At 60.5% G+C, this 12,316-nt stretch carries 11 protein-coding genes and 2 tRNA genes; 5 read left to right on the forward strand and 8 right to left on the reverse strand.

Translation table 11 applies throughout. From position 1 onward, the window contains the following. Positions 1-22: 22 nt before the first annotated feature. Positions 23-448 (reverse strand): RNA polymerase-binding protein DksA, encoded by a 426-nt coding sequence (dksA, locus tag ACUXAC_RS09755; RefSeq protein ID WP_049270193.1) that lies wholly within the window; start codon positions 446-448, stop codon positions 23-25. Positions 449-872: 424 nt separating this feature from the next. Here dksA and exoX point away from each other — a divergent pair, with 424 nt between their 5' ends. Then, positions 873-1,541 (forward strand): exodeoxyribonuclease X, encoded by a 669-nt coding sequence (exoX, locus tag ACUXAC_RS09760; RefSeq protein ID WP_197659216.1) that lies wholly within the window; start codon positions 873-875, stop codon positions 1,539-1,541. A 35-nt stretch (positions 1,542-1,576) separates the two neighbouring features. On the opposite strand, the gene ACUXAC_RS09765 is transcribed toward exoX, so the two are convergent. The 6 genes from ACUXAC_RS09765 to ACUXAC_RS09790 all read right to left on the reverse strand — a co-directional run bounded on the left by ACUXAC_RS09765 (position 1,577) and on the right by ACUXAC_RS09790 (position 8,474). Then, positions 1,577-3,610 carry a S9 family peptidase gene (locus tag ACUXAC_RS09765; protein WP_342121293.1) on the reverse strand — a complete coding sequence of 678 codons (2,034 nt, stop codon included), beginning with the start codon at positions 3,608-3,610 and terminating at the stop codon, positions 1,577-1,579. Positions 3,611-3,678: 68 nt separating this feature from the next. Continuing rightward, on the reverse strand, positions 3,679-4,332 hold the full coding sequence (locus ACUXAC_RS09770; RefSeq protein ID WP_060419772.1) for a tellurite resistance TerB family protein: 654 nt from the start codon (positions 4,330-4,332) through the stop codon (positions 3,679-3,681). Positions 4,333-4,490: 158 nt separating this feature from the next. Continuing rightward, positions 4,491-5,069 (reverse strand): TorD/DmsD family molecular chaperone, encoded by a 579-nt coding sequence (locus ACUXAC_RS09775; protein WP_019455786.1) that lies wholly within the window; start codon positions 5,067-5,069, stop codon positions 4,491-4,493. A gap of 42 nt (positions 5,070-5,111) precedes the next feature. Beyond that, positions 5,112-5,849 (reverse strand): phosphatase, encoded by a 738-nt coding sequence (locus tag ACUXAC_RS09780; RefSeq protein ID WP_049202798.1) that lies wholly within the window; start codon positions 5,847-5,849, stop codon positions 5,112-5,114. A gap of 90 nt (positions 5,850-5,939) precedes the next feature. After that, entirely contained in the window at positions 5,940-6,881 is a 942-nt protein-coding gene (ghrA, locus tag ACUXAC_RS09785; RefSeq protein WP_142109693.1) for a glyoxylate/hydroxypyruvate reductase GhrA, read from the reverse strand. A gap of 126 nt (positions 6,882-7,007) precedes the next feature. Next, positions 7,008-8,474, reverse strand: coding sequence for a peptide MFS transporter (locus ACUXAC_RS09790; protein WP_060419493.1), 1,467 nt, complete (start codon positions 8,472-8,474; stop codon positions 7,008-7,010). Between the two features lie 447 nt (positions 8,475-8,921). On the opposite strand from ACUXAC_RS09790, the gene ACUXAC_RS09795 reads away from it, so the two are divergent. The 3 genes from ACUXAC_RS09795 to ACUXAC_RS09805 all read left to right on the forward strand — a co-directional run bounded on the left by ACUXAC_RS09795 (position 8,922) and on the right by ACUXAC_RS09805 (position 10,407). Further along, positions 8,922-9,011, forward strand: a tRNA-Ser gene (locus tag ACUXAC_RS09795). A 465-nt stretch (positions 9,012-9,476) separates the two neighbouring features. Beyond that, a tRNA-Ser gene (locus ACUXAC_RS09800) sits at positions 9,477-9,566 on the forward strand. 145 nt (positions 9,567-9,711) lie between these two features. Further along, a complete protein-coding gene (locus ACUXAC_RS09805; protein ID WP_139159341.1) occupies positions 9,712-10,407 on the forward strand; it encodes a hypothetical protein in 696 nt (231 codons plus the stop codon). Positions 10,408-10,476: 69 nt separating this feature from the next. Here the strand turns inward: ACUXAC_RS09805 and ACUXAC_RS09810 are convergent, their stop codons facing one another. Next, on the reverse strand, positions 10,477-10,833 hold the full coding sequence (locus tag ACUXAC_RS09810) for a helix-turn-helix domain-containing protein (protein WP_004928813.1): 357 nt from the start codon (positions 10,831-10,833) through the stop codon (positions 10,477-10,479). Between the two features lie 295 nt (positions 10,834-11,128). Between ACUXAC_RS09810 and sdeA the strand changes: the two genes are divergently transcribed. After that, positions 11,129-12,316 carry a multidrug efflux RND transporter periplasmic adaptor subunit SdeA gene (gene sdeA, locus ACUXAC_RS09815; protein WP_203088834.1) on the forward strand — a complete coding sequence of 396 codons (1,188 nt, stop codon included), beginning with the start codon at positions 11,129-11,131 and terminating at the stop codon, positions 12,314-12,316.

Raw genomic sequence — 12,316 nt, forward strand, 5'->3', positions numbered from 1 at the left:
TTCGCCCCCCGGTGGGATTCAATTAGCCACCTTTGCGCATATGCGGCTCACGCATCTCCTGTGCGGTTTTCGCCTCGATGCTCAGCTCCGCCGTCGGGCGCAGCAGCAGACGCGCCAGCCCGATAGGTTCGCCGGTTTCCCGGCAGTAGCCGTACTCGCCGTTCTGCAATCGCGCCAGCGCCGCATCGATTTTCGGCAGCAGGCGGCTTTCGCGATCCAACTGGCGGAACAGCAGGCGCAGATCCTCTTCGCGCGCCGCCTTGTCGGCTTCATCGCCCGTCGCTTCGCCGCCGTCGATCTCTTTTTTCAGCTCATCGATGTGCAGCAGCAGCTTTTGCCGCTCGTCCTGCAACCGTTGGCGGAAAAACGCCCGTTGAACCGAGTTCATATAATCAGAATCCGGCATGGCCAGCAGTTGCTGCGCATCCGGTAACGTCATGACTGTCATTGCGCTCTCCCAACACCAAAAGTGTAACATTATAACATAATATTTATTTTTAGCACCCGGTCATCCAAAAACAAAATTTCATGCACAAACAGCCGGTTAACCTAAACCTGCACTTTGCCGCTTGCATCCTCTTGGCTTTAGGCGGTTAATGGCTGAGCAAGCCACCCAATCATAGGTAACGAGAGGCCATCATGAGCAAGGGAATGGATAGCAAAAAGAATGCGAAGAAGAAGCCGTTGAAAACCCCAGCTGAGAAACGTGCGGAGAAACGCGCCAAAAAAGCGCATCCGTCTGGTGAGTAAGCGTCCTTCCATCCGTCATTAAACCCGCCAAGGCGGGTTTTTTATTGCCTGTAGTGAGGGTGCGGTTGGCACGGCCGCCTGTGCCGGTTAAGCTGAGGGCTGACGGCAACGCGGAGGAAAACATGACGTTACGCGTAATAGATACCGAGACCTGCGGGCTGGACGGCGGCGTGGTGGAAGTGGCCTCCCTCGATCTGCTCGACGGTCAGTTAACCAACCCGATGAGCGATCTGGTCAGCCCGGATCGCCCCATCAGCCTCGATGCGATGGCGATTCATCACATCACCGAGCAAATGGTGGAAGGCAAACCTCGCATCGCGGTGGCAATCGGCCGCTATCAGGGCAGCCCTTACTACGTGGCGCACAACGCCGCTTTCGATCGCGGCGTGCTGCCGGAGATGAACGGCGCCTGGATATGTACCCTCAAGCTGGCGCGCACGTTGTATCCGGACATCAAGTACGGCAACCAATATCTGCGCTATGCGCTGAACCTGGATGTGCAGCTACCGGCAGACGCCACGCTGTATCCGCACCGCGCGCTGTATGACTGCTACGTCACCGCCGCGCTGCTGCAACGCATCATCAAGGATTCGGGCTGGACGCCGGAGCAAATGGTGCAGATCACCGAACAGCCGGTGCTGCTGAAGAAGTTCAAATTCGGCAAGTATCGCGGGCAGGAGATCGATCGCATCGCCCAGGAAGATCCCGGCTATCTGCGCTGGATGCTGAAATCCATCGACGATCTGAGCCCGGACATGAAGCACACGCTGAAATACTATCTGGTTGGCTAACACGGCGGGCGGCGCAGGCCGCCCGCCGAATACCGTTACTCCGCCAGCGCCAGAATAAAGGCGTACTCCAGCGCAATATCCTCATAGGCCTTGAAGCGCCCGGACTTGCCGCCGTGGCCGGCATCCATGTCGGTATACAGAAGCAGCTGCCGATCGTCGGTTTTCAGCTCGCGCAGCTTGGCCACCCACTTGGCCGGCTCCCAATACTGCACCTGCGAATCGTGCAGGCCGGTGGTCACCAGCAGATGCGGGTATGCCTGCGCCTTCACCTGATCGTACGGGCTGTACTGCTTGATGTAGTCATAATAGGCCTGCTCGTTCGGGTTGCCCCACTCGTCGTATTCGCCGGTGGTCAGCGGGATCGACTCGTCCAGCATGGTGGTCACCACGTCGACGAACGGCACCTGTGCCACCACGCCGTGGAACAGCTGCGGCGCCTGGTTGATTACCGCCCCCATCAGCAGGCCGCCGGCGCTGCCGCCCATGGCGAACACCCGCTTGCCGTCGCCGTATCCCTGGGCGACCAGCGTTTCAGTCACGTCGATAAAATCGTTGAAGGTGTTCTGCTTGTTGAACAGCTTGCCGTCTTCATACCACAGCTGCCCCAGCTCGCCGCCGCCGCGAATGTGCGCCAGCACGAACACGAAACCGCGATCGAGCAGGCTCAGGCGGCTGGCGCTGAACGCCGGATCCATGCTGCTGCCGTAGGAGCCGTAGCCGTACACCATCAGCGGGTTGGCGCCGCGCTGGAAGCGGTCCTGGCGATACACCAGCGAGACCGGCACCTCGACGCCGTCGCGCGCCTTCACCCACACTCGCTCGCTGCGGTAGTTTTCCGGCGTGAAGTTCTTCACTTCCTGCTGTTTGAGCATCGTCCGCTCGCCGCTGTCCATGTTCAGCTCGTACAGCGTGGTCGGGGTGGTCATCGACGAATAGCCGTAGCGCAGCAGCGCGGTCTCCGGATCCGGGTTATACGCCAGCCAGGTGGTGTAAGTCGGATCGTCGAAGGCGATGCGCTTCTCTTCGCCAGTCTGCCAGTGGATCTGGCGCAGCAGCGTCAGGCCGGCGCTGCGCTCCTCCACCACCAGCCAGTCGCGGAACAGGCTGAAGCCCTCCAGCATCACGTCGGCGCGCGGGGCGATCAGCGTCTGCCACTGCGCTTCGTGCGCCTGTTCGCTTTGGTACAGGCCGAAGTTCTTGCCGTCCTTGTTGGAGCGGATGTAGAAATGCTGGTGATAGTGATCGATGGCGTACTCATGATCCTTGCGGCGCGGCACGAACAGCTGCGGCTTGGCGTCCGCACGATCGGCGTCCAGCAGCAGGATCTCCGAGGTGGTGGTGCTGCTCAGGTGGATCAGGATAAAGCGCTCAGAGGTGGTCTTCTCCAGCCCGACGTAGAAAGTATCGTCCCGCTCTTCGTAAATCAGCTCGTCCTGCTGCGGATCGCTGCCCACCACGTGGCGATAGACCTGATACGGCAACAGCGTCTTGGCGTGCTTGCGCACGTAGTACACCGTCGAGGAGCCGTTGGCCCACTCGAAGCTGCCGGAGGTGTTCTCCAGCACTTCGTCCGCCCAGCTGCCGTCGGCCAGGTTCTTGAAGCGAATGTCATACTGGCGGCGCGACAGGAAATCCTCCGCCACCCCCAGCCGCTGGTTGTCGGGGCTGACGTCCAGCCCGCCCAAGGTGTAAAACTCGTGGTTCTCGGCGCGCTGATTGCCGTCGATAAGCACCTCCCAGTGCTCGCTCTCGGCCTGCGGCTGGCGCACGGAAATCGCGTATTCGTTGCCCGGCTCATAGCGCGTCTGATAGCGATAGCCGTGGCGCACGTAAGGCACCGAATGTTCCTGCTGCGGAATGCGCGCCACCATCTCTTCGTACAGAGTTTCGCGCAGCGCCTGCTGCGGTTTCAGCATCGCATCGGTGTAGGCGTTCTCCGCCTGCAGGTAGTCCAGCACCTGGCGGTCTGCGCGCTCGTCGTCGCGCAGCCAGTAATAGTCATCCACGCGCGTGTCGCCGTGGATGGTGATGGGATAAGGGCGTTTTTCCGCTTTCGGTGGGGTCATCATTGCTAAATCATCCGCTTACATAGATTGCGGCAAGAGTGACACGATTCCCCCCGGCTTGCCAAGCGGCGCTATGCCAGCTCGCGTTTTTTCTCGTTGACGTCGCTCTCGATGCCCTGCTTGACGTCCGCCGGGATCTTCAGCGCCTGCGCCAGCGCATCGAGGTAGCCGCGCTCCATAAAGTGATCGACGTCGATCACCAGGCAGCTCAGATAGTAAACCTCCAGCGCCTCGTCTTCGTTTTGCACGCTGCGGGCGATCAATTCCGGGTTGAGCGGCTGATCGAGCGCTTCCTGCACCCAGCTCTGCGCCTCCTCCCCCACCTGCAGCTGCGCCAGGCTGTGATCGATGGCGCGCTGCTCGTCGGCATCGATATGGCCGTCGCTCTTGGCGGCGAACACCAGCGCCTGCACCAGGCGTTTGGCGCGCAGATCCACCGGGGTGGTTTGCAAACCGAACTGCGGTTCGCCCTGATGGGTCTCCTTCACCCGCTGCTTGTACTTGTTCCACAGCACCGCCCCCACCGCCGCACTGCCGCCGACGATCAGCGCATTCTTGCCGAACTTGCCCACCAGCTTGCGCGAGGATTTGTTGGCCAACAGCACGCCGACCAGGCCGCCCAGCGCCGTGGGCGCCAGCAGCTTGCCGATGCTTTCTGCTCCGCCCATCGCGCCGGCCTTCTGCCCGATCAACGTTTGAATCTGCTGCATCCAGTTACTTTTCATCATCTACCCCTTGCGTGAAAAAGCGCGGCGCGCAGGCGCGGCCGAACCGACGGTAAACCGCCAGATTAGGGGATCTTTTGTCAATTTACGTCTGGGGGATGCAAACCTGTGTTTAGCGGATCGGCGGGCCGGGCGGCCCGCCGGGATAAGCTGCGGCGTTACGCTTCTTCGTCGCCCGCTTCGTCGTCCTGCTCGTACTCCGCCAGCTCGTCGCGCATCGCCTGGATGGCGTCGCGGGTCATCAGCGCCAGCGTGCGGTAGAAACCGGTGGTGGCGTGCGCTTCCACTTTACCGAGGAAGCGGCCGCACCACGGCAGCAGAAACTCGTCGAACAGCGCGATCTGCGCCTGCGCTTCATCTTCCTGCGACTGATCTTCCAGCCAGGACGCCGCCAGCAGCAGCTGGCCGAAATGGTCGGCCGGCGCCTCCGCCAGCGGCATGCCGCGCTGCTGGAGGAAGGTGCGCACTTCCGCCTCGCTGGCACCTTCAACGTAGTCGGAGCGGAACGGCGACACGCTGCATTCGCTGCCGACGAACATCGCGTTGAAGTCGGTCGCCAGCTGGTTGACGTCGCAGCCCTGCTGCAGGCGCTTCAGCAGGTCATCCTGCTCCAGCGGCCAATGTTGCTGCAGCTTGCCCTCTTTGATCAGCGCGAACAGCGGCACCAGCAGCGGATCCTGCGGCTGACGGTAGAACAGCGTACCCAGCACGCGGCAGACAATGGAAAACTCATTCATGATAATGCCTTATACAATACGGAAAATTTTGCCGGGACGATGTCACAAATCGGCCAATTCCGCAATCGCCGGCTTGCCGCGCCGCTCGAGAAAGTCCAGCAACCGGCGCGGGCTGACGTTGAGAATGCGCTCCTGCGGGAAGCCCACCTCTTCGATAATGCGCTCACAGTGCTCAAAGTTACCCAGCGAAAAGGCGACGTGCGAATCCGAGCCCAGCGCCAGCCAGCCGCCGGCATCGCGCACCGCGGCGGCGATCGCCCGGCAGTTGGCCTCGCTGCCCTTGCGGGAGTGGGTGAACGACGAGTTATTCAGCTCCAGCGCCACCTCGTATTTGGCCGCCGCCGCCGCGACGGCGGGAATGTCGATCGGGTAGCGCGGGTTGCCGGGGTGGCTGATGATATGCACGTCCCCCTGCGCCATTGCGGCGATCATCGCTTCAGTATTGGACGCTTTATCCTGCGGCGCAAACACCGGCTCATGGAAACCGGCGATGATTACGTCGGTGGCGGTCAACATCGGGCCCGTGCAGTCGATGTCGCCCTGCAGGTTTTTGATGTTGGCTTCGATGCCGCGCAAGATGCCCACGCCGTTCACCAGGCGCGGCCACACATGCATGTTCATAAAGTGCCAGTAGTGAGGCGCATCGGCCATGTCCGGGCCGTGATCGGTGATGGCGAACAGCTTGATGCCTTTCTGCTGGGCTTCGGCGATGTAATCGTGCAGCGTGCTGTAGGCGTGGGTGCTGGCGACGGTGTGCATATGCAAATCAACGGGGTACATTGTTTCTCCTTCCAGAGGGCCCGCCCGCAAAGGTACGGACAGGCGCGATGACGATAACAGCTTATCAGTTACCGAACGGCGGCTGAAGGATCAGTACCCCCGCTGCCTGTCTACCACGCCGGCCGGGGCATGCCCCGCCTCCAGCGCGCGGATGTTGGCGGCGATCTGATCCATCGCCTGCTGCGGCAACGTGATGGCAGCAATATGCGGGGTAATGGTGACACGCGGATGACGCCAGAACGGGTGATCCTGCGGCAGCGGCTCGCGGACGAACACGTCCAGCGTGGCGGCGGCCAGCTGCCCCTGCTCCAGCGCTGCCAGCAGATCGGCCTCCACCAGATGCGCGCCGCGCGCGATGTTGATGAGATAGGCGCCCGTGCTCAACTGCGCGAACAGCTCGCGGTTGAGGATGCCGACGGTCTCCGGCGTATTGGGCAGCAGGTTGATCACCAATTTGACGCCGTCGAGGAAGGCCGCGCGCTGCGCCTCCCCGGCGAAGCTTTGCACGCCATCGATCTGTTTGGCGCTGCGGCTCCAGCAGCGCACGCTAAAGCCAAACTCGGTCAGCTTGCGCGCCACGCTCTGCCCCAGCACGCCGGCGCCGAGGATGCCGATGGTAAAATCATCCAGCGAGTGCGGATCGAGCGGCTGCCACTCCTGCCGCTGCTGCAGCGCCTGATACTCGTCGAAACGACGGAAATAGCGCAGCACATAGCTCAGCGCATATTCCTGCATCTGCTGCGCCATGCCGGTATCCTCCAGCCGCAGCAGCGGTACGCCGGCGGGCAGCGTGCCGGGGTGCTTTCGCTCCTGATCGAGGATCGCGTCAACGCCGGCGCCGAGGGCGAACACCGCTTTCAGATCGCGGCGGTTGGCCAGCATTTCGTGCGGCGGGCGCCACACCAGCGCGTAATCGGCTGGCCGCTCGTCGCCACGCTGCCACTCGCGGATCTCGGCCTGCGGCAGGCGTTGCTTGATGCCGGCCAGCCATTCCTGGGCGTTAAACAAGGGGTGGTAATAAATGATGTTCATACTGCGGGCTCCCGTTTGTTTTTATTGGTTTTCCTCCAGCCTTCCGCGATTCGCCGCCGGATGCAAGCGTTAAAGCCCAAAATAAAAACAGCCCCGACCAGTGGGGCTGTTGTGCATGTTAGCGAATCAGGCGGCGGACGGGCCGTCGCGCCGGATAAGGCGCCGCAGCAGCGGAATTAAAATCAGCATCGCCACGCCAACGCCCGTCGCCCCCCAGCCCAGCGCGCTGAAGATTTCGCTGTAGCCGGGGTTGGTTTGCAGCGGCGTGCTGCCGCTGTTTTCCGGCATCAGGCCGGAGACGTAGCCCGCCAGCACCGAGGCGACGCCGGTCACCATCATCCAGCAGCCCATCATCACGCCCTGATAGCGCGGCGGCGCCAGCTTGCCGATCATGGCGTAGCCGATCGGCGAGATCATCAATTCACCGACGCTTTGCAGCACATAGCTGATAACGATCCATTTGAATGCCACCAGCCCGTCGCCGCCCGCCATGCTGATACCCAGCGGCAGCACCAGCATGCCCAAACCGATGCAGAACAGCGATCCGGAGAACTGCAGCGGAATGTCGATGTTGCAACCGCGAGCGCGCAGGCGGTTGAACCACCAGGCCAGCAGCGGGCCGCCCACCACGATCACCAGCGTGTTGATGTTCTGGATCCACTGCGGCGCCACCTGAATGCCGTAAACGTTAAGGTTGATGTTGTGCTCGGAGAACAGCATCAGCCCCATCGGCGCCAGCTGGTACAGCGCCCAAAACACCAGCGAGCCCAGCGCCAGGATCAGATAGGCCGCCATTCTGCGGCGCTCATCGCGCGGATGGTGGCGCAGGGTCACCACGCACAGCATCAGGAAGATCAGCGCGCCGAGCACGATCACGAAGTGGCCGCTGAACTCGGCATGGGTCAGCATCACGCGGATAATCGGCACCAGCGCCACCAGCACCGCCAACCCGACCAGCATGCGCCAACGGTATTGGCTGCGGGTGGCGTCGTGCAGCGGGGTATTGAGATCCGCCAGAATGCGCCAGCGGCAGACGGCGACGATGATCGCCGCCGCGTTGCCCAGCGTGGCGAACAGGAACAGCGCGCGGTAGTTTTCCGTCAGTTGGAAATACCCGGCGACGGTAAAGCCGACGAAGAACCCGAGGTTCATACCGGCGTAGTTCCACAGGAACGCCGATTCGCGCCGATCATCGTCCGGCTTGAAACGCTGGGTGAGCATCATATTGATGCAGGTGACGTTAAGGCCGCTGCCGGTCAGGAACATCGCCAGCCCCCAGTACAGCCCCCACACGCCCGCGACGGCAATCAGCGCGCAGCCGATCACCTGCAGCACCATGCCGAGCACGAACAGATTGCGGTTACTGAGGAATCGGCCGCCGAGGTAACCGCCGAACATGTGCAGGCCATAGTTGAAGGCGCCGAACACGCCCATCATGGCGTTGGCGCTGCTTTCGTTGAAGCCCAGCCGCTTGGTGGCGTACAGCACCAGCGTAGAGTAAAGCACGGCGAAGCCGAGCGTGGCGAAGATCTGGATGAAGAACAGTGCCCCCGCACCGGGGGGAATGGCATGGCGCGCTTGCGGCGCCGGCATGGCATCTGAAGGAGTCAAAACGAACCTCTACTGCATTATTATGTAATGAGTCTGTCCCTGTCTGCGATATCGCCGGCCTGTCACCCGGCAATCTGCGCGGCGTCGTGATGTTCCTTGCCAAAAACGCCGCGCCGACATGATTCCATTTAGCGACACATCTGACTAATAATCCAGTATTAATGCATATAACAGCAAACAACCCAATCTCATTGTCGACATATTGAGCTATCTGTACAGAAAAAGGTCAAACAATCGTCTTTCATGGATTCCAACCGCTGCCTACCCTGCCCGCCGGTGGCCAAGAGTGGGAATATCGTTCGGTAAATCAGCAAATTGCTGCAAGTTTGGCTAAACAGTCATGAGAATGAAATAAGAGGGTTGACGCTGAGATCAGATTCTCCTACATTAGCGCCCGTCGACAGCGCAACGCGTTTTCGACAACAAAACGGTGAGGTGTCTGAGTGGCTGAAGGAGCACGCCTGGAAAGTGTGTATACGCGAAAGTGTATCGAGGGTTCGAACCCCTCTCTCACCGCCAAATTTAAAAAAAAAGCCTGGATTCGCGTCCAGGCTTTTTTTTGCATGGTGCACCGCCGAGAGGGGCGAGAAGCCTCGACAGGGTTCGACAAAACGCCTGCGTTTTGGACCGCCAACGGCGGCCCGCAGGGTGAGCGCAGCGAATCAAGCCCTCTCTCACCGCCAAATTCAAAGAGAAAGCCTGGATTCACGTCCAGGCTTTTTTTTTGCATGGTGCACCGCCGAGAGGGGCGAGCATCTTTCCCCCTCTGCGACAGTGATCCCCATTTCCGCCGGTTATCCACGAACCTTACCGCTAATTTTCTCGCCCATTCATGACATCTGCCCTGCCGTTCGCCGCAGTTTTCAGCAAAGTGCGCACGGCTTGAGCGGACGAACAAAAACACAGAAATTATTCTTGACCGGATCGGCCCCACTCCCTATAGTAGCGCCCCGTTGCAGCGATGATTTCGCAACAAAAAAATATGGTGAGGTGTCCGAGTGGCTGAAGGAGCACGCCTGGAAAGTGTGTATACGCGAAAGTGTATCGAGGGTTCGAATCCCTCCCTCACCGCCATATTCTACGAAGAAGCCTGAACTCACGTTCAGGCTTTTTTGTATGCATGGCGCACCGACCGGGAGGGAGCCCCTCGACAGCGGCATAAGCTGTCGACCATAATGCCCTCATAAAGATAGGCCAATGCGTAATGCAAGGGAGAAACGTGGCGCGTAAGAAGAAAGGCAATGCCCCGCGGCCAAAGACAGGCCCCGTTAAAGAAAAATCGAATAACCGTTTGGCGAAAATATCGGCATTTTTGGTAGGATCGGGGATTCTCGTGGCGATATTGGGCGCCGCCTATCAGTACTTCGCCGGCAGCGTTTCATTAGCTTTCGTTCAATCCGTCGGAAGAGCCTATGAGTTCCAACTGACAAACGACACGCCTTCGGATCGTACCGTAAAATCCTTCCGCATCATTCCCCCCGACGTCCAGCAAGTGATCTACAAAGTCACCGAGGATGTGTATGCCACCCGCGATGAAAAAGGGCAGATTACCTTGCCGGGCGGCAACCAGAGCTATGTTCCCGCCGCAGAATTTAAAGAGCTTGATGGCCAACGCCTATCCGCGAACTCCTCATTCAAGTTTCGCGTGCCGCCGCTTTCCAATCGCACCTGGATGGCGCCGGAGGCGGCCATCGTCGATATTCGTTATGAAATCGACTCGTCAAACCCTGTACTTGCCGCTATTGAAGGCATATTTAACGTCCTGGGCCTCCACTCCCGCCAGCATACCGTTCGCTACCTGGTCATTGAAAACTACTGGACGCCTTCTCGTTCAAACTCCCTCAACGAGGCGATTCGCATATTCTGCCGCGACAGCGACACGGTGGCGAAGTCAGGCAGTTGCGACAACTTTTGAATCCCCACGGATAGAGACAAAAAAGCCCGAACGCAAATTCAGGCTTTTTTATCCCCACTGCCCAACCGCTCAGTGGTGCGTGCGCCCCATAGACGCCGGCTGCGCCAACGCGCGGCGCCAGTCGCCCGGCGTTTGGCCAAACTGGCGTTTGAAGCTGCGGTTGAATGACTGCTGTGAGTCGAAGCCGAGCGAAATCGCCACGCTGACGATAGGCTCGCCGCTGTTGGCCAGGCGCTCCGCCGACACTTTCAGTTTTTGCATGCGGATATACTCCCCCAGCGCGTAGCCGGTCTGGCGTTTGAACATGCGCTGCAGATGCCATTTGGAATAGCCCGCGCGGTCCGCCACGGTGTTGATATCCAGTTTCTCTTCCAGATTGTTGTCGATCCACGCCTTCAAATCGGTAATAAAGCCCGTAGTGTTCATGCTGATGCTCCCATCATTCGGCAGGGTCACCCTCTGCCCGATGCACATACGTTGCAACAGTTTCGCTTTAAATGCAATTTTTATTATTGCATTTACCAGAAAGCCGCCACTATACTCCACCCAATTAATGTAACCGATATTGATACATTAATGTGACACCAATGTGTTTCAAAACCTAACGCTGCGCCGCTGCACGACGCAGCCGCCCCCTCGCCGCACGCCGGCGCGGGGGCGAATCCCGGAGAACAGGGCCGGGTATGGGGCCTGACCGCGCTTACTTATCGGAATAAAAATAATGGCAAATCAACCAAACTCATCGTTCAACGCCGGAGGCCGCACGCGCGCCGTCGCTCTGGGCCAGCGGCTCTCCGGGGTGGCGCTGCTGGCCACCCTGCTCGCCGGGTGCGACAACAGCGTCGCGCATAACGCCCCGCCACCGCCGCCGGTGGTCAGCGCCGCCAGCGTGGTGGTCAAGCCCATCAGCCAATGGGATGCCTTCAACGGCCGGGTCGAAGCGGTGCAAAGCGTGCAGCTGCGCCCACGGGTCTCCGGCTACATCGAGCGGGTCAACTACACCGAAGGCGACGAGGTGAAGAAAGGCCAGGTGCTGTTCACCATCGACGATCGCACCTACCGCGCCGCACGCGAACAGGCGCAGGCCGAGCTGGTGCGGGCACGCAACCAGGCCGCCCTGGCGCGCAGCGAATCTTCTCGCACCGAGAAACTGATCGGCACTCAGGCCATCTCTCAGGAAGTTTGGGAGCAGCGCCGGTCGTCCGCCGCGCAGGCGCAAAGCAACGTGCTGGCGGCACAGGCCCAGCTCGACATGGCGCAGCTGAATCTCGACTTTACCCGCGTTACCGCGCCGATTGACGGGCGCGCCAGCCGCGCAATGATCACCGCCGGCAACCTGGTCACCACCGGCGACAGCGCCAGCGTGCTGACGACGCTGGTGTCGCTCGACAAGGTCTACGTCTATTTCGACGTGGATGAAGCCACCTTCCTGCGCTATCAGCAGCAGGGCCGGCACGACGCGCGCCTGCCGGTGAAAGTCGGCCTGGTAGGCGAAGACGGCACCCCGCATCAGGGGCTGGTGGATTTCACCGATAACCAGCTGAACGCCGGGACCGGCACCATCCGCATGCGCGCCCTGCTCGACAACCGCGATCGCCGCTTCACGCCGGGGCTGTTCGCCCGGGTACAGATGCCCGGCAGCGCCGAGTTCAACGCCATGCTGATCGACGATAAAGCGGTGATGACCGACCAGAACCGCAAGTTCGTTTACATCGTCGATAAAGACGGCAAGGCGCAGCGCCGCGACATCGACGTGGGCCGCATGGCCGAAGGGTTACGCATCGTGCAGAAAGGGTTGGCAAACGGCGATCGGGTGATCGTCGACGGCATGCAGAAAGTGTTTATGCCGGGCATGCCGGTCGACGCGAAAGCCGTCGCCATGAACCCTATCGCCTCCGCACTTAACTAA

The sequence above is a fragment of the Serratia sp. 121840015-1 genome (assembly GCF_053627655.1).